The sequence below is a fragment of the Pseudomonas sp. JV414 genome (assembly GCF_032424305.1).
Taxonomy (GTDB): domain Bacteria; phylum Pseudomonadota; class Gammaproteobacteria; order Pseudomonadales; family Pseudomonadaceae; genus Aquipseudomonas; species Aquipseudomonas lini.
Genome location: NZ_VYKC01000007.1, coordinates 144619 through 161770 on the forward strand (window position 1 = coordinate 144619; position 17152 = coordinate 161770).

A 17152-nucleotide genomic window follows, 5' to 3' on the forward strand; every position below is an offset into this window, starting at 1 on the left:
ACGATAACGCGGTCTTACGTTATCGGCGCAGGGTTGAACAAGGTAATGTCGTTATGCAGCTTATGCTGCTCCGCCCACGTCTGTTTCTTGCCGCTGGCCACGTCCAGGTAGTAGTGGAACAACTCCCAGCCAAGCTCCTCAATCGACGCCCGCCCGGTGGCAATCCGCCCGGCATCGATGTCAATCAGGTCGGGCCAGCGCTGCGCCAGTTCTGTGCGGGTCGACACCTTCACCACCGGCGCCATCGCCAACCCATAAGGCGTACCCCGCCCGGTGGTGAACACATGCAGGTTCATCCCCGCCGCCAACTGCAACGTCCCGCAGACAAAATCACTGGCCGGGGTTGCGCAGAAAATCAGCCCTTTGCGTTTGAAGCGCTCGCCAGGGCCCAGCACCCCATTGATCGCGCTGCTGCCGGATTTGACGATCGAGCCCAGAGACTTCTCGACAATGTTCGACAACCCGCCCTTCTTGTTCCCCGGAGTGGTGTTGGCACTGCGATCCGCTTCGCCCTTGGCCAGGTAACGGTCGTACCAGTCCATTTCCCGCACCAGTTCCTGAGCCACTTCCTCAGTTTCGGCGCGGGACGTCAGCAGGTAAATCGCATCACGCACTTCGGTGACTTCGGAAAACATCACCGTCGCCCCCGCCCGCAACAACAGGTCTGAGGCATAGCCGAGCGCCGGATTGGCAGTGATGCCAGAGAACGCATCGCTGCCGCCGCACTGCATGCCGAGGATCAGCTCGGACGCCGGCACGGTTTCCCGACGACGCAGATCGAGCTTCTTCAAACGAGTCTCGGCCAGCGCCATGATCTGCTCGATCATCTCGGTGAAACCGTGACTGGAATCCTGCAAGCGGTACAGCCACGGATCGCTTAAATCCACCGAGCTGTCGTTCTCGTGCATCACCTGCCCGGCCTGCAATTTCTCGCAGCCCAGGCTGATCACCAGTGCTTCGCCCCCCAGGTTCGGGTTGCGCGCCAAGTTGCGCACGGTACGAATCGGGATGTACGCGTCGGTGGCGGTGATCGCCACGCCGCAACCGTAACTGTGGGTCAGCGCCACCACGTCGTCGACGTTCGGGTACTTGGGCAGCAACTCGTCCTTGATGCGCTTCACCGCATGATCCAGCACGCCGGTAACGCACTGCACGGTGGTGGTGATGCCGAGAATGTTGCGCGTGCCGACGGTGCCGTCGGCGTTGCGATAACCCTCGAAGGTGAAGCCTTCCAGCGGTGCCTGCGCGGCCGGCACTTCGGTGGACAGCGGCAGGCTGTCCAGCGGTGGCGCGGTCGGCATGCGCAGTTGATCTTCCTTGACCCAGCTGCCGCGAGGAATCGGCTGCAACGCGTAGCCAATGGTCTGGCCGTAACGAATCACTTGGCCGCCTTCGGGAATGTCCTCGAGCGTGACCTTGTGGCTCTGCGGCACGAAATCCACGGTGACCAGGCCATCGGGGAATTCCGTGCCGGCCGGCACGCCCTGATCGTTGACCACGATCACCACATTGTCCCGCTCGTGCAGGCGGATGTAGCGCGGCGAGTCGGAATGTTCAATCAACTGCATGACGCCGCTCCTCAGAAATGCGCTTCAGATAACTTATTGTTGGTTTCAGGACCGCTGACTGGCGGCTCTTTGAGCACCACACGCTTGATCGGGCCAACGATCACCAGATAGCTGAAGACGGCTACCAGCGCGTTGCAACCGACGAACACCAGCGCCCATTTGAACGAGCCGGTGGAGCTGATGATGTAACCGATTACGATCGGCGTGGTGATCGACGCGATGTTGCCGAAGGTGTTGAACAGGCCACCGCTGAGACCGGCGATCTGTTTCGGCGAGGTGTCGGACACCACCGCCCAGCCCAACGCACCGACGCCTTTGCCAAAGAATGCCAAGGCCATGAAGCCGACGACCATCCATTCAACGTCTACATAGTTGCAAGCCACGATGCTACTGGAAACCAGCAAGCCAGCGATGATCGGCGCCTTGCGGGCGAAGGTCAGCGAATGGCCTTTACGCAGCAGGTAATCGGAAATCACCCCGCCGAGCACCCCACCGATAAACCCGCAGATCGCCGGCAGCGAGGCAATGAAACCGGCCTTGAGGATGGTCATGCCGCGCTCCTGCACCAGATACACCGGGAACCAGGTCAGGAAGAAGTAGGTGATGCCGTTGATGCAGTACTGGCCCAGGTACACGCCGAGCATCATGCGGTTGGTCAGCAGCTGGCGGATGTAGTCCCACTTCGGACCGTCGCCCTTTTTGCCTTTGTCCTGGTCCATGTCGACCATGCCGCCGTTGTCGGCGATATGCTTGAACTCGGCATCGTTGATCATCGGGTGTTGGCGAGGGCTGTAGATCACCTTCAGCCAGATGCCCGAGAAGACGATGCCGATCACGCCCATGACGATGAACACGTGCTGCCAACCGAAGCTGTAGACGATCCAGCCCATCAGCGGCGCGAACAACACGGTGGCAAAGTATTGCGCCGAGTTGAAGATCGCCGAGGCGGTACCGCGTTCAGCAGTCGGAAACCAGGCCGCTACGATGCGTGCGTTGCCGGGGAAGGATGGCGCTTCGGCCAGGCCCACCAAAAAACGCAGCATGAACAGCGCAACCACGGCCGTGGACATGCCGAACTCACCGACATAGCCCTGCAGCACAGTGAACAGCGACCAGGTGAAAATGCTCAGCGCGTAGATTTTTTTCGAACCGAAACGGTCCAGCAGCCAGCCACCGGGAATTTGCCCGGCCACGTAGGCCCAACCGAATGCGGAGAAGATATAACCGAGGGTGACCGCGTCGATGCCGAGGTCTTTTTGCAGGCTGGAGCCGGCGATTGCGATGGTGGCCCGGTCGGCATAGTTGATCGTGGTCACCAGAAACAGCATGAGCAGGATCAAATAGCGGACGTGAGTCGGCTTGGTCGATTGCATTGTAGATGTACTCCCACTGATTATTTTTATGCGCGGGTGAAGCTGTTTTTGTCCGTGCGTAGGAGCTGCCGAAGGCTGCGATCTTTTGATCTTTAGCGTCCTTGAGGGCACCAAAATCAAGATCAAAAGATCGCAGCCTTCGGCAGCTCCTACGCCGGTTTGCGGTATCGGCACCACCGGGGAGGCATCAGATACCGCGGTGTTTCCTGTCAGGAGCCGATGTAGCTGGTCTTCACGACCGTATAAAACTCTTGCGCATAGCGACCTTGCTCACGTGATCCATAGGATGAACCTTTACGCCCACCGAACGGAACGTGGTAATCCACGCCGGCGGTCGGCAGGTTGACCATCACCATCCCGGCCTGGGAGTGGCGCTTGAAGTGGTTGGCGTACTTCAGCGACGTGGTAGCGATGCCCGCCGACAGACCGAACTCGGTGTCGTTGGCCATGGCCAGCGCCGCCTCGTAATCGGCGACGCGAACGATATTGGCCACCGGTCCGAAGATCTCTTCGCGGCTGATACGCATCGCAGCTTCACTGTCGGCAAACAGCGTCGGGGCGAGGAAGTAGCCTTCGGTGTCGCAGGTCACCAAGCCACCGCCGCTGACCAAACGCGCACCTTCGGACTGGCCGATGTCGATGTACTTCATGTCTTGTTCAAGCTGAGCCTGCGAGACGACCGGACCGATATCGGTGCCGGTTTTCAGCGCGTGGCCGACCTTGATCGACTTCATGCGCTCGGCCATGGCTTCGACGAATTTGTCGTGAATCCCGGCGGTGACGATGAAGCGGCTCGACGCGGTGCAACGCTGGCCGGTGGAGTAGAACGCGCTCTGTACCGACAGCTCGACCGCTTGCTTGAGGTCGGCGTCATCGAGAATGATCTGCGGGTTCTTGCCGCCCATTTCCAGCTGAACCTTGGCTTGGCGCGAGACGCAACTGACAGCGATCTGGCGACCCACGCCCACGGAACCGGTGAAGCTGATGCCGTCGACTTTCGGGTTCTGCACCAGCGCATCGCCAACCACGCGACCGCTGCCCATCACCAGGTTGAACACACCGGCCGGGAAGCCTGCGCGGGAGATGATTTCCGCCAGCGCCCAGGCACAGCCCGGCACCAGATCAGCAGGCTTCAGCACGACGCAGTTGCCGTAAGCCAGGGCCGGAGCGATTTTCCACGCCGGGATCGCAATCGGGAAGTTCCACGGGGTGATCAGGCCGACCACACCCAACGCTTCACGGGTCACTTCAACGTTGACGCCCGGACGCACCGACGGCAAATAGTCGCCGGACAGGCGCAGGCATTCACCGGCGAAGAACTTGAAGATGTTGCCGGCGCGAGTCACTTCGCCGATGGCTTCGGGCAGAGTCTTGCCCTCTTCCCGGGCCAGTAAAGTGCCGAGCTCTTCGCGACGGGCGAGGATCTCGCTGCCGACTTTATCCAGTGAATCGTGACGTGCCTGAATGCCCGAAGTGGACCAGGCCGGAAACGCGGCGCGAGCGGCGTCGATGGCGGCGTGGACCTGAGCCAGATCAGCCTTGGCGTAATCGCCGATGGTATCGGTCAGCTCGGACGGGTTGATGTTGGCGCAGTAATCACTGCCCGCCACCCATTCGCCGTTGATGTAGTTATTAAAACGCTTGGCATTTGCCACGGGATGTTCTCCTCACGCAAAAGGCCGCTGAATACTCAGCGGCCTTGTTTAATCGGATGTGTTACTGCGCACCTTGCTTGTCGATCAGCGCCGCGAGCATTTCGTACTCTTCGCCCGTCAGATCGGTCAGCGGCGCACGCACAGGACCTGCGTCATAACCGGCAATTTTTGCCCCGGCCTTGACGATGCTCACGGCGTAACCGGCCTTGCGGTTACGGATGTCCAGGTACGGCAGGAAGAAGTCGTCGATGATCTTGCCAACGGTGGCGTGATCTTCGCGAGCAATGGCGTGGTAGAAATCCATCGCGGTTTTCGGGATGAAGTTGAACACCGCCGAGGAGTAAACCGGCACGCCCAGCGCCTTGTAGGCCGCAGCGTAGACTTCAGCGGTCGGCAAACCGCCCAGGTAGCTGAAGCGATCACCGAGGCGGCGACGGATCGACACCATCAACTCGATATCGCCCAGGCCATCCTTGTAACCGATCAGGTTGGGGCAGCGCTCGGCCAAACGTTCCAGCAAAGGAGCGGTCAGGCGGCAGACGTTGCGGTTGTAGACCACCACGCCGATTTTTACCGATTTGCATACCGCTTCAACGTGGTCGGCAACACCGTCCTGGCTGGCTTCGGTCAGGTAGTGCGGCAGCAGCAACAGGCCTTTGGCGCCCAGACGCTCGGCTTCCTGAGCGTATTCGATGGCTTGACGAGTCGAACCGCCGACACCGGCCAGGATCGGTACGCTGGTCGCGCAGGTGTCGACGGCTGTCTTGATGATTTCCGAATATTCGCTGGCCGCCAGAGAGAAGAACTCACCGGTGCCGCCCGCGGCGAACAATGCCGAGGCGCCGTATGGGGCCAGCCATTCGAGACGTTTGATATAGCCCGCGCGATGGAAATCGCCCTGAGCATTGAAGTCGGTGACCGGGAACGACAGCAGGCCGGAAGAGAGGATGGACTTCAGTTCTTGTGGATTCATTATTCGAACACCCTGGGTAGCAACGTTGTGTGAGAAAACCGTTCAGCCTTCGCCGAAGTTGTAGGTCATCGTACAACTTAAAATACAACCGTCAACTGCATTTCATCGCGAGCCGCAAAATTTGCGTCGGAAAAAGTAATTCCTTGACGTAGGAAAGTTCTCATCTATGATCCATACAACTGTATATACATACAGTTAATTTGGATTCTACCTACGACATATCAAGGAGCTAGAAATGTCAGGTCTACACGCACAACCGAAGGAAAATACCCGACAGGTCATTGCCGATCTGGATGATCTTTTTACCACGCACGGCATCGCTATTTCTGGCGACGGCGACACGCTTAAACTCACCGCCTGCAGCCATCACGGCCTCAAACATCAGCGCCAAGGCCTGCTGCAGTCGCCACCGAAAAAATCGCTGCAAGGCTTGCCCCGGCTGAGGTTCGAGGGTGCAGAACATACCGCGATCGGCGACAGCACCTTGCTGCGCTTCGTCAAGGATGCACCTGCCATACCGGCCTCGCAGGTGGAGTTGCACCTGCCCAATGGCTTGGCATTGACCTATGGACAAGTGATTGCACTGGGAGGGGATTTTTATGGAATTCCCGACCAACCGATCTGCGAGGGCGCAACAGCGGCGGACCGAATCCAGCGCTTTACCAACGCCTTCAACTCCCTGGCGGTACTGCCAGCCTCAAACGCCGAGGCGAAGTTGATCCTCGGCGTCATGCAGAAGGAAATCGCCGCCATCAATCAAGCGATCAGGGACGGCAAACAGCCTCACGAAGCTTATGACGCCCTCGGTGATACGTTGTCGGAAGAGTGGAACAAGATCACCGGCGGCGGCAGTTTCGTCTCGGCACTGTTCCCTTTGGGGCGTTATCTGAAGCTGGCCGCCAACAATGCCGACCACTTTGCCGAATGGGCGTTGCTGGCCTACATCGCCGGGCACACGGCGGCGCTGCAACAAGCAGTGCTGGCCCACAACAGCGGCGATGAAAAGCAGTTGGAGCTGGCCTATGCGATGAACGCTTTTGCCGATCACTACCTGACCGACCTGTATTCCGCCGGCCACCTGCGAGTACCGCGCAAACAATTGGCGGCGGTGGTTACGCCCAGCGATCTCGGTTCGCTGATCACCCGCTTCATGCACGATGAAGACAGCAAGTTCGGCCTCAATGTGAGCAACGGCAACGGCGATCGCTGGCACGCCTACGGCGACAAGCGCTACTTCGACGCCATCGACAGCGCCAATCGCACCCAAGTCAATCAAGCGGTTCAGGTGTCTGCGGATGAAGTGTTCGCGGCGTACCTCAGTGGCATCACCCCGTCGGCCGGCAGCTTCGCTGCTTTGAAAAGGCTGCCCGACCTGCAAGCGGTACTGAACCCGGCCGGCAATTTTTCGCCACTGTTCAAGGTCGAGGGCAACAAGGTGTTGCGGCGCAAGGACGTCAACAACTTGAACGACACTGCCACCGTGGACGACTGGTGGGGTTGGAGCACTTATTTGCTGCTCAAGGACTACCAACCGACCGGCGTGCTGAATTCAGCGGCCAATGCCTGATAAGGAGATCACTGATGACTATCAAATTGAAACTGGAACTGGCTTCTGGCCAATCGCTGAAAGGTGCGCCGCTGGAGTTGCTGTCCAAAGGCGTGCCGATTGCCCGGGCGCTTGTGGATGAACGCGGGCATGCGGTTTTCGATGCCAAACCAGGGGCTGCTGAGTTGGCGGTGAGGGTGGATCGGGGAATTTTGAAGACAATCTGAAAGATTAATTGAAGGCTACTGGCCCCATCGCGGGCAAGCCCGGCTCCCACAGGTTCTGTATGTGTTCACACTATTGTGATCGACACAAAACCTGTGGGAGCCGGGCTTGCCCGCGATGGCGTCCTTTCTGGCGACGCTCAGCCCCGCTGTGCCTGCGCCTCTTCATGCGCCTGGCGCAGCCGCTCGCGGCTATTCGTCAGGTGCAACCGCATGGCCGCCCGCGCCGCATCGGAATCCTGGCGGGCAATCGCGTCGTAAATCTCTTCGTGCTCGCGGCTCAGGCGACTCATGTAGTGCTGCTGATCATCATGGGCCAGGCGCGCGGAGTTCAGGCGCGTGCGCGGAATGATGCTGGTGCCCAGGTGGGTCATGATGTCGGTGAAGTAGCGGTTGCCGGTGGCCAGGGCAATTTGCAGGTGGAACTGGAAGTCCGAAGCCACCGCATCGCTGGCGTGGGAGGCGCTTTCATTCAGCGCGTCCAGCGCCGCTCGCATCAACGCCAACTGCTCAGCGCTGCGACGTTGCGCGGCAAGGCCGGCGGATTCCACTTCCAGGCTGATGCGCAATTCCAGAATTGCCAATACGTCGCGCAAGGTCACCACGGTGGCCGGGTCGATACGGAAACCGCTCGGGCTCGGGGTATCGAGCACGAAGGTGCCTATGCCGTGACGGGTTTCAACCTGGCCTGCGGCCTGCAAACGGGAAATCGCTTCGCGCACCACGGTGCGGCTGACGCCATGGGCATCCATGATCGCCGACTCGGTGGGCAATTTGTCGCCACGTTTGAGATGACCGTCGCGGATCTGCTCGGACAGCACCGTCACCAGTTCCTGAGCGAGGCTGCGGCGCTTGCGAGGGAGGCGAGGTGCGTCGATCGGGTTTTCCATGGTGAACGTCTTTTCTCGAAAGTTACGGCTGAAACCGCATCATAGCTCAACGCGGTTGTACGATCACCACCACTCCCTGTGGGAGCGTGGCTTGCCCGCGATGAACGATAACGCGGTCCTCAGTCAGAAACCGCGTGAAGGCCATCGCGGGCAAGCCACGCTCCCACAGGTTCAGGCGGTCACTGTTTGGTCCACCAGATGGCCATTCTCGATACGCACATGCCGTGGATGGAAACGCTTCAGGCTGCTGCGATGCCCGACGCTGACGATGCTCAGCCCCGGCAACTCATCGATCAATGCCTGATACAGCGACGCTTCATCCTCTTCGTCCATCGCCGAAGTGGCTTCGTCCATGTACAGCCATTGCGGTGCATAGAGCAGCGCTCGGGCGAAGGCCAGTCGTTGCTGCTCACCCGGCGAGAGCATGCGCTGCCAGTGATTGGCTTCATCCAGACGCGAAACCAGGTGCGGCAAGCGGCAGGTTTCCAGCACGTGGACGTAGCGCTCGTGCGGGTAGGTATCGCCCGGCTGTGGATAACTCAGCGCCTCGCGCAGGCTGCCAATCGGCAGATAGGGTTTTTGCGGCAGGAACAGGTAACGCCCCGTCGGCAGACGGATGCTGCCGTGGCCAGCCGGCCAAAGATGCCCCATCGCCCGCAGCAACGTCGATTTACCGCTGCCGGAACGACCGCTGAGCATGACGCGCTCGCCCTCCTCCACCGTCATGTCGGCGTTGGTCAGCAGATGACGACCGTCAGCGAGGTCGAGGCCAAGGTTATGCACCTTCAACGCCGTGCCCTGATTCTGCACGTCGATGGCCGGTGCGCGGTCTTCGTTGTCGGTCATGGCCTGGCGGAAACTCAACAGTCGATCACAGGTGGCGCGCCAGGAGGCAAGGCTCTGGTACGCACTGATAAACCAACTGAAACTTTCCTGCACGTTGCCGAACGCCGAACTGATTTGCATCAGTTCACCGAGTTCGATCTTGCCGGACAAGTAACGCGGCGAAGCGACGATGAACGGAAAGATGATGGCAGCCTGATTGTAACCGGCGGTGAAGAAAGTCAGTCGTTTGGACACCTTCATGATGTCCCAGAAGTTATGCCAGACCATCCCGAAGCGACTGTTCAAGCGACGATTTTCATTGGGTTCGCCGTTGTACAGCGCAATGCTTTCGGCATTCTCGCGAATCCGCACCATCGAGAAACGCAGGTCGGCTTCGAAACGTTGTTGCTGGTTATTCAGACCGATCAAACGGCGGCCTATCAGATGCGTCAACCAGCTACCGATCACGGCATAGACCAGCACACACCAGAACATGTAGCCGGGAATGGTAAAGCCGTACACTTCGATACTGCCCGACACACCCCACAGAATGATCGAAAACGATACCAGGCTGACAATGTTGCGAAGCAAACCAATGCCCAGCTCCAGCGTGTTCGAGGTGAAGTTGTTGAGGTCTTCGGAGATCCGCTGGTCCGGGTTATCGGTATAACCGCCCTGCTCCATCTGGTAGTAATTCTTGTTGCCGAGCCAGCGGGCGAAATGTTTTTCCGTCAGCCAGGCACGCCAGCGAATGGTCAGCATCTGGGTCAGGTAGAGCCGGTACACCGCACCGACAATCGCGACGGCTGCGATCCCGCAGAAATACAGAATCAACCGCCAGAACGCCGCTTCGTCCTTTTGTTGCAGGGCGTTGTAAAAATCCTTGTACCAGGTGTTGAACCACACCGAAATTCCTACGCTGACCAGTGACAGCGCAATGACCGCGATCAGCAACGTCCAGGCCTTGCCCTTCTCTTCACTGCGCCAGTAAGGCGTAATCATCGCCCAGACTTTGCGAAAAAACTGCCCGCGCACAGCATCGTTGACCGCGGAATATTCAGCGTTCTGATTCATGGATAAGGCTCGATAAAGAAAAGAACACACACGAGCCGATCATAAATGATCGGTTCGTGTTATCGCGAGGGCTGGCGATAATCGTTCAGCATCCGTTCAGCGACGGACCGGGCGCTTCTGCAGTTTGCGCTGCAGCGTGCGGCGGTGCATGCCCAAGGCGCGGGCAGTAGCGGAGATGTTGCCTTCGTGCTCGGTCAGTACACGCTGAATGTGCTCCCACTGCAGGCGGTCCACGGACATCGGGTTTTCCGGCACCAGCGTGTCGAGGTCGGCGTGCTCGGAGAGCAACGCGGCCAACACGTCATCGGCGTCCGCCGGTTTGCACAGGTAATTGCAGGCGCCGCGCTTGATTGCCTCGACGGCGGTGGCAATGCTCGAGTAGCCGGTAAGGATCACCACGCGCATTTCCGGGTCGAGTTCGAGCAACTTGGGCAGCAACACCAAGCCCGAATCGCCGTCCATTTTCAGATCAAGGGCGGCGTAATCCGGAATGTCAGCCTGGGCGATGGTCAGGCCTTCTTCGGCGGAACCTGCTGTGCTGACGCGAAAACCGCGGCGGGCCATGGCGCGGGCCATCACCCGGGTGAAGGTTGCGTCGTCATCTACCAGCAGCAAATGCGGCAGTTCTTCGCCTTCGACTTGGATCTCGTCACTCATGTTCGTCTCCTCGGGCGACACGGGGCAGGCGCAGCTCGGTCAGCGTGCCACCTTCCTCATGACTGTAGAGTTTCACTGAGCCGCCGGCGCGTGTCACGCTGGCCTTGCTCAAAAACAGGCCCAGGCCGAAACCTTTGCCCTTGGTGGTAAAAAACGGTTTGCCAATCTGCTCGGCAATGGCCAGTGGTACGCCGGCGCCATGGTCACGAATGCTGATGGTCAAGTCCTCGGCATTCCAGTCCAGGGTTACTTGCAAGCCTTCGGGGCACGCATCGGCGGCATTGTTCAGCAAATTCAGCAGGGCTTGGGTCAGGTCCGGCGGCGGCGCCATGCGCGGCACGGTCCCCTGGCCCAGGCGCTGGAAGCGGTAACTGGCTTCCGGGCGCATCAGGTGCCAGCGGTTCAGGGCTTCGTCGAGCCAGTCGGTGACGTCCTGCATCTCCACCGCCAGACGACGATTGGCTTCCGCCGCCCGAACCAACTGCTGCAAGGTCTCTTTGCAGAGTTTGACCTGATCCTGCAGCACGCTCAAATCGTCCTGCAACAGCGGGTCGGGATGGTCCTGACGCATTTCCTTGAGCAACACGCTCATGGTCGCCAGCGGTGTGCCCAATTCATGGGCGGCGCCGGCAGCCTGGGTCGCGACGGCCAGCAATTGCTGATCGCGCAGGCCTTCTTCGCGACGAATGGCGCGCAATTCTTCCTGACGACGCAGCTCTTCGGCCATGCGGGCGGCGAAGAATGTGATGACCGCCGCCGCCAGGGCGAAGCTCAGCCACATGCCGTAGATCTGAAGGTTCTCCCGGGCGATCGGGAACGTTTCCAGCGGGTAGAACCGCGCCAGCAGCAACGTATAAAGCGCCAATGCGATACCCGACAGAATCACCGAATAGCGCCACGGCAGTGTCACGGCAGCGATAGTCAGCGGCACCAGGTAATAAGAAACGAACGGGTTGGTCGAACCGCCGGAGAAGTACAGCAAGGCACTGTGGATAAACAGGTCGCAGGCCAGTTGCAGTGCATATTCAAGCTCGGTGACTGGCCAGGAGGTACGCAAGCGTACGGCGGTGAACACGCAGAGCAGAATCGAGCAACCGAGGGTCATTGCCAGTTGCACCCACGGCAACGGCAGCAGGTCGAACCAGTAGGCCAAACCTACGGAACCGGCCTGAGCGGCCAGCACCAACGTGCGGATGAACGTGAGCCGCCAGAGGTTCTGGCGAGTGGCGGAAGTGATTTGAACGGGGGCGAGCATGAGCTCTCCTGATGAGCGCTCCAGGCGGATCGCACGGAGTATAACCAAGCCACGGGCCTGAGAGGCGAAAGTGCGGCAAACGACCACAGCCACCAAGCAATGTATCTGTGAAGAAGTAACCCTGTGGCGAGGGGGCTTGCCCCCGTTCGGCTGCGCAGCAGTCGCAGATCGGCTGACGCGGTTTGTCTTATAAAACACGGTGGCAGGTTTTGGGACTGCTTCGCAGTCCAACGGGGGCAAGCCCCCTCGCCACAGGGTCACCAGCATTCCATCTGTATAGAAGTTGTAACTGTGCGAACCGGATCATTGAAGCTAGAGTCTGATGGTTTCACGCAGGTTCGGACCTTAACCCCTGCGCATCGTCCAAGGAGCTTTTCATGCACACATTGCGCCGCAGCGCCGCCCTTCTTGCCTTAAGCGTTGGCACCGTCGTCAGCCTCCCGGCCCTGGCCGTCGACGAACTGCATTACAACCAGATCTCCCTGCGCGCCGAAGTCAGCCAGGAAGTGGCCCGCGACCTGATGATCGTGACCCTCTACACTGAAGAGCAAAACACCGACCCGGCCAAACTCGCCGCCGACGTCAGCACCACCATGAACAAAGCACTGGCCCAGGCGAAAGAAGTCAAAGACATCACCCTGCGCCAGGGCAGCCGCAACAGCTACCCGATCTACGACACCAAAGGCCAGAAAATCACCGGCTGGCGTGAACGCGCTGAACTGCGCCTGGAAAGCTCGGACTTCGCCGCCCTCTCCAAACTCACCGGCGAACTGCTCACCGACCTGAAAATGGGCGGCATGGACTTCGCCATTGCCACCCCAACCCGCAAGGCCAGCGAAGACGCCCTGCTCAAAGAAGCCGTGACCGCCTTCAAGTCCCGCGCCCAACTGGCCACCGACGCCCTGGGCGGCAAAAGCTACAAAATCGTCAACCTGAACCTCAACAGCAACGGTTATCCACAACCGTACATGCGCGGGCCGATGATGATGAAAGCTGCCGGCATGGATTCCGCGCCGGTGACGCCCGAGGTTGAAGCGGGCACCAGCCAGGTCAGCATGACGGCGGATGGGGCGATTGAAGTGTTGATGCAGTGATTCGATAAGTCTGTACAAAAAAACGGCGATCACCGAAGTGATCGCCGTTTTTTATTGCCTGCCCGAAACCACGCCCCTGTAGGAGCTGCCGAAGGCTGCGATCTTGGCATTATCTCTGGCACCGAAGTCATTGCGCGAAGGAAGATCAAAAGATCGTCCGAACGCGGCCCGAGCCTTCGGCAGCTCCTGCAGTCAGCCCTGCGAATCGACCTTGCTCAACGCACGATTAACCGACAACCTGGTGAATGTCAGTGAATGGCGACCCTGATTGAGCATCAACCCTGGATAGATTTACGGGAAGCTCTGATGGCATCAATCGCGTCTTGAGTGAGCGCCATAACTGTCGTTGTACTTACTTCAATCCGACTGATGATGTCTGCTCTCGGACCTTGCTTCCAGTCAGTGCTTGAGTAAAAAAGATCTTGAGAGGCGTGCCGATGGCTCTCGCTCTCATAGGAGCGAATCAAGTGATAGCTGTCATCGTCATGCAAAGAGCCGCCATAAGAAACGACATCCATGCCAGCCTTCAAGTGAAGCGGAACGCTTACTTCCCGCATTATTCGATGGAAATCCAATCCTGATCCCGGTTTCAAGGTGTACATCAGGATTTCAACAATTCGAGTCATTCCAAATTTTCCATGTGGGATTTCAAGTTCCTGCCTAAGGATTTGTGCTGGCTGATCTGCCGCCTTCGCGGGCAAGCCTCGCTCCTACGGGGAACGGGATGAACACAAATGCTGCGTACAACCAAATCCCGTAGGAGCGAGGCTTGCCCGCGAAGAACGATAACGCGGTCTACGCCGGATCGACGTTATCCAACGCTCGGTTCACCGCCAATTCCGCCAACATGATGATCTGTTGAATTGCCAACGCCGTATGACGCTGCGGACCGATCAGATTGTTGGCGAAATCGGTGGCCAGGACACTCGCTGAGGCCAACGATTCGTAGGCGTGGGCCAGCAGGCTTTCGGTGCCGGCACCCGGGGCGACCATGAACATGGTGCTGGGGCGGCGCGGTTTTTCTGTGTATTGCGTGGGGGGATCGAGGTAGTAGTCGAGGGCGCGTTTTATGGCTTCGCGGTCTTTGAGTAATTCTTCGGTGCGCGAAGCGTTGGGGGTGGTGGTGTTGAAGGGTGGATCCGGGATTAACTTATCCATATAAAAACTCCTACTTGCGAGTGGGAGCCATCCATTTGTCGTTTCCACACGACAAAAAGGTGGCAGCTGTACGCAGGGTGGAAAACCGGTAAGTAGGCACCCGGCCAGACCGAAGTCTGCCCACGCACAGCCGCCATAACGCAGTTTGCAGACGAAAGAAGACATCGGCAACGATTACGGTGGTGATGCAATGCAACTACTTAAGGGTCAGGTTTCCACACCTGCTCGCTGGTTTTGCAGCGACAGCCAAAGATTAGAAGGCCCACGTCCGACCGACAACCTGAAAATCGCGTGGGAAAGTTCCATGTTTTGACACATCCATTAAACATTCAAAAGCGGAACCCGGAGCGTGCCTGGCGGCATTCCCACGCGGGAGAGTGGGAGCGATAAATCCCACGTCTGACACCGAATTATCGTCTGACACGGATTACTTGTAGGAGCTGTCGAGTGAAACGAGGCTGCGATCTTTTGATCTTAAAAAACAACGTCAAAAGATCGCAGCCTTCGGCAGCTCCTACATGGGGTTGTGTACACCCGCGATAGATTGTTCGGCTGTCAGGCCGTCTTCGCGGGCAAGCCTCGTTCCTACAGTGGAGCGGTGTGCCCCGCCCCTCGCCACTCGTTGCAAGCCAAGGTGTCCACGGACAAACAGCAGCGGGTCAACCTGTACCAACAGGCACAGCAAATCCTTAAGCAACAGGTGCCAATTACACCGATTGCGAATTCGACAGTGTTCCAGCCACTGCGCAAGGAAGTGACCGACTTCAAGATCAGCCCGTTCGGCCTCACACCCTTCTATGGGGTGGGTATAAATAAGTAACACCAAGCTCCAACCGGGTGCGCCAAACACCCCGGCCGCCCCTTGTCGGTGCGCGATTTGCACCGTAAAAAACCTGCGCAAACGGTCAAATACACCAGTATTTATACATATGCGACATTAAGGTACGTTCGTTCCACTGTTTAAGGTTTGTAGCCATTCAGGATCTTGCATTGGGTATGGCCCCTGCATAAGTATCCGCAGGTCGACTCACGAGGTCGTCCTCTAATTCCAAAAATGACAACAAATCATGAGGCCACCATGCTTAAACACGCGGTCATTCCGTTTTTAGTCGGCGCAAGCTTATTAGCCAGCGCACCTTTCGCCGTCGCTGCGACTAACCTGGTGTTTTGCTCCGAAGGGAGCCCGGCCGGTTTCGATCCTGGTCAGTACACCACCGGAACCGACTTCGACGCCTCTGCAGAAACCATGTTCAACCGCCTGACCCAGTTCGAGCGCGGCGGCACCGCCGTTATTCCTGGCCTGGCGACCAAGTGGGACATTTCCGATGACGGCCTGACTTACACCTTCCACCTGCGTGAAGGCGTCAAGTTCCACACCACTCCGTACTTCAAGCCAACTCGTGAGTTCAACGCCGACGACGTGCTGTTCACCTTTAATCGCATGGTCAACAAGGATGACCCGTTCCGTAAGGCGTACCCGACTGAATTCCCGTACTTCACCGACATGGGGATGGACACCAACATCACCAAGATCGATAAAGTCGACGACCACACCGTCAAGTTCACCCTCAAAGAGGTTGATGCCGCGTTCATTCAGAACATGGCCATGAGTTTCGCCTCGGTCCAGTCCGCCGAGTACGCTGCCCAGCTGCTCAAGGAAGGCAAACCTGCCGACATCAACCAGAAGCCGGTCGGCACTGGCCCGTTCGTGTTCAAGAGCTACCAGAAAGACTCCAACATCCGTTACACCGGGAACAAGGACTACTGGAAGCCTGACGACGTGAAGATCGACAACTTGATCTTCGCCATCACCACCGACCCGTCGGTGCGTATTCAGAAGCTGAAGAAGAACGAGTGTCAGATCACTCTGTTCCCACGTCCGGCCGACCTGAAGGCGCTGAAGGAAGACAAGACTCTGAAGGTGCCTGACCAGGCCGGTTTCAACCTGGGCTACATCGCTTACAACGTGATGGACAAGGTCAAGGGCAGCAACGAGCCAAACCCGCTGGCCGACCTGCGAGTTCGTCAGGCGCTGGACATGGCAGTCAACAAGCCGCAGATCATCGACTCGGTTTATCAGGGCGCGGGCCAACTGGCCGTCAACGCCATGCCACCAACCCAGTGGTCTTACGACACCACTATCAAGGATGCGCCGTACAACCCTGAGAAAGCCAAGGAGCTGCTCAAGGAAGCCGGCGTCAAGGAAGGCACCGAAATCGTTCTGTGGGCGATGCCGGTACAGCGTCCGTACAACCCGAACGCCAAACTGATGGCTGAAATGCTGCAGTCCGATTGGAAGAAGATCGGCCTGAACGTCAAGATCACCAGCTACGAATGGGGCGAGTACATCAAACGCTCCAAAGGCGGCGAGAACCAGGCGATGATCATCGGCTGGAGCGGCGACAATGGTGACCCGGATAACTGGCTCAACGTGCTGTTCGGTTGCGACTCGTTGCAGGGCAACAACTTCTCCAAGTGGTGCGACAAGAAATTCGACGGCATCGTTAAAGAAGCCAAGCGCACTACCGATCAGGCCAAGCGCACCGAACTGTACAAACAGGCGCAACACGTCCTCAAAGACGCCGTTCCAATGACACCTATCGCTCACTCGACGGTGTTCCAACCCATGCGCGACAACGTGCAGGACTTCAAGATCAGCCCGTTTGGCTTGAACTCCTTCTACGGCGTCAGCGTCAGCAAATAAGGTTTGGCAACGGCGACGTCATTAACGTCGCCGTTGCTTTATCTGCCGAGAAAGTAGGAATTCACTGACAGCCAAATCCACTGCGCACCACAGCAGAGGCTTAGGACGCGTCGCCTTTTCCTACGAGTTTTTCAGGCGTTTACGCATTTACTGCCA

General features: G+C 58.4%; 14 protein-coding genes and 1 pseudogene. 5 read left to right on the forward strand and 10 right to left on the reverse strand.

Annotated elements, in window-relative coordinates:
• Positions 1 to 14: 14 nt before the first annotated feature.
• From garD to kdgD, 4 genes are all read right to left on the reverse strand, one after another.
• On the reverse strand, positions 15 to 1568 hold the full coding sequence (garD, locus tag F6R97_RS10375; RefSeq protein WP_038978949.1) for a galactarate dehydratase: 1554 nt from the start codon (positions 1566 to 1568) through the stop codon (positions 15 to 17).
• Between the two features lie 11 nt (positions 1569 to 1579).
• Positions 1580 to 2941 (reverse strand): MFS transporter, encoded by a 1362-nt coding sequence (locus F6R97_RS10380; protein ID WP_315866489.1) that lies wholly within the window; start codon positions 2939 to 2941, stop codon positions 1580 to 1582.
• Positions 2942 to 3150: 209 nt separating this feature from the next.
• Positions 3151 to 4596, reverse strand: a complete 1446-nt coding sequence (locus F6R97_RS10385; RefSeq protein ID WP_315866490.1) for an aldehyde dehydrogenase family protein — start codon at positions 4594 to 4596, stop codon at positions 3151 to 3153.
• A gap of 61 nt (positions 4597 to 4657) precedes the next feature.
• Complete coding sequence (kdgD, locus tag F6R97_RS10390; protein ID WP_048396583.1) at positions 4658 to 5569, reverse strand: 5-dehydro-4-deoxyglucarate dehydratase; 912 nt, start codon at positions 5567 to 5569, stop codon at positions 4658 to 4660.
• 235 nt (positions 5570 to 5804) lie between these two features.
• Here kdgD and F6R97_RS10395 point away from each other — a divergent pair, with 235 nt between their 5' ends.
• Together F6R97_RS10395 and F6R97_RS10400 are read left to right on the forward strand one after the other, a co-directional pair.
• The gene (locus F6R97_RS10395; protein WP_048396585.1) at positions 5805 to 7136 is read left to right on the forward strand and encodes a hypothetical protein; all 1332 of its coding nucleotides are present in this window, start codon (positions 5805 to 5807) and stop codon (positions 7134 to 7136) included.
• A gap of 14 nt (positions 7137 to 7150) precedes the next feature.
• A complete protein-coding gene (locus tag F6R97_RS10400; protein ID WP_038978944.1) occupies positions 7151 to 7342 on the forward strand; it encodes a hypothetical protein in 192 nt (63 codons plus the stop codon).
• A gap of 137 nt (positions 7343 to 7479) precedes the next feature.
• Here the strand turns inward: F6R97_RS10400 and F6R97_RS10405 are convergent, their stop codons facing one another.
• The 4 genes from F6R97_RS10405 to F6R97_RS10420 all read right to left on the reverse strand — a co-directional run bounded on the left by F6R97_RS10405 (position 7480) and on the right by F6R97_RS10420 (position 12040).
• Positions 7480 to 8229, reverse strand: a complete 750-nt coding sequence (locus F6R97_RS10405; RefSeq protein ID WP_038978943.1) for a FadR/GntR family transcriptional regulator — start codon at positions 8227 to 8229, stop codon at positions 7480 to 7482.
• 171 nt (positions 8230 to 8400) lie between these two features.
• Positions 8401 to 10128, reverse strand: a complete 1728-nt coding sequence (locus F6R97_RS10410; protein ID WP_038978942.1) for an ABC transporter ATP-binding protein/permease — start codon at positions 10126 to 10128, stop codon at positions 8401 to 8403.
• Between the two features lie 96 nt (positions 10129 to 10224).
• The gene (locus F6R97_RS10415; RefSeq protein ID WP_007901386.1) at positions 10225 to 10785 is read right to left on the reverse strand and encodes a response regulator transcription factor; all 561 of its coding nucleotides are present in this window, start codon (positions 10783 to 10785) and stop codon (positions 10225 to 10227) included.
• On the reverse strand, positions 10778 to 12040 hold the full coding sequence (locus tag F6R97_RS10420; protein ID WP_030128039.1) for an ATP-binding protein: 1263 nt from the start codon (positions 12038 to 12040) through the stop codon (positions 10778 to 10780). The genes F6R97_RS10415 and F6R97_RS10420 overlap by 8 nt, the downstream gene beginning before the upstream one ends.
• Before the next feature lie 377 nt (positions 12041 to 12417).
• Between F6R97_RS10420 and F6R97_RS10425 the strand changes: the two genes are divergently transcribed.
• Complete coding sequence (locus F6R97_RS10425; protein WP_038978941.1) at positions 12418 to 13134, forward strand: SIMPL domain-containing protein; 717 nt, start codon at positions 12418 to 12420, stop codon at positions 13132 to 13134.
• Between the two features lie 275 nt (positions 13135 to 13409).
• On the opposite strand, the gene F6R97_RS10430 is transcribed toward F6R97_RS10425, so the two are convergent.
• Positions 13410 to 13835 (reverse strand): NIPSNAP family protein, encoded by a 426-nt coding sequence (locus F6R97_RS10430; RefSeq protein ID WP_231669679.1) that lies wholly within the window; start codon positions 13833 to 13835, stop codon positions 13410 to 13412.
• 94 nt (positions 13836 to 13929) lie between these two features.
• Positions 13930 to 14292, reverse strand: coding sequence for a DUF6124 family protein (locus F6R97_RS10435; protein WP_050681315.1), 363 nt, complete (start codon positions 14290 to 14292; stop codon positions 13930 to 13932).
• Positions 14293 to 14836: 544 nt separating this feature from the next.
• On the opposite strand from F6R97_RS10435, the pseudogene F6R97_RS10440 reads away from it, so the two are divergent.
• Together F6R97_RS10440 and F6R97_RS10445 are read left to right on the forward strand one after the other, a co-directional pair.
• Positions 14837 to 15112, forward strand: a pseudogene (locus tag F6R97_RS10440) (ABC transporter substrate-binding protein); the annotation flags it as partial.
• Positions 15113 to 15370: 258 nt separating this feature from the next.
• The gene (locus tag F6R97_RS10445) at positions 15371 to 16996 is read left to right on the forward strand and encodes an ABC transporter substrate-binding protein (protein ID WP_050681313.1); all 1626 of its coding nucleotides are present in this window, start codon (positions 15371 to 15373) and stop codon (positions 16994 to 16996) included.
• Positions 16997 to 17152: the final 156 nt, after the last annotated feature.

Excerpts from the sequence above, each read along its gene's own strand:
- F6R97_RS10420 (WP_030128039.1), bottom strand. The coding sequence starts at position 12,040 with ATGCTCGCCCCCGTTCAAATCACTTCCGCCACTCGCCAGAACCTCTGG.
- F6R97_RS10410 (WP_038978942.1), bottom strand. The coding sequence starts at position 10,128 with ATGAATCAGAACGCTGAATATTCCGCGGTCAACGATGCTGTGCGCGGG.
- kdgD (WP_048396583.1), bottom strand. The coding sequence starts at position 5,569 with ATGAATCCACAAGAACTGAAGTCCATCCTCTCTTCCGGCCTGCTGTCG.
- F6R97_RS10395 (WP_048396585.1), top strand. The coding sequence starts at position 5,805 with ATGTCAGGTCTACACGCACAACCGAAGGAAAATACCCGACAGGTCATT.
- F6R97_RS10405 (WP_038978943.1), bottom strand. The coding sequence starts at position 8,229 with ATGGAAAACCCGATCGACGCACCTCGCCTCCCTCGCAAGCGCCGCAGC.
- garD (WP_038978949.1), bottom strand. The coding sequence starts at position 1,568 with ATGCAGTTGATTGAACATTCCGACTCGCCGCGCTACATCCGCCTGCAC.
- F6R97_RS10380 (WP_315866489.1), bottom strand. The coding sequence starts at position 2,941 with ATGCAATCGACCAAGCCGACTCACGTCCGCTATTTGATCCTGCTCATG.
- F6R97_RS10400 (WP_038978944.1), top strand. The coding sequence starts at position 7,151 with ATGACTATCAAATTGAAACTGGAACTGGCTTCTGGCCAATCGCTGAAA.
- F6R97_RS10435 (WP_050681315.1), bottom strand. The coding sequence starts at position 14,292 with ATGGATAAGTTAATCCCGGATCCACCCTTCAACACCACCACCCCCAAC.
- F6R97_RS10425 (WP_038978941.1), top strand. The coding sequence starts at position 12,418 with ATGCACACATTGCGCCGCAGCGCCGCCCTTCTTGCCTTAAGCGTTGGC.
- F6R97_RS10445 (WP_050681313.1), top strand. The coding sequence starts at position 15,371 with ATGCTTAAACACGCGGTCATTCCGTTTTTAGTCGGCGCAAGCTTATTA.
- F6R97_RS10415 (WP_007901386.1), bottom strand. The coding sequence starts at position 10,785 with ATGAGTGACGAGATCCAAGTCGAAGGCGAAGAACTGCCGCATTTGCTG.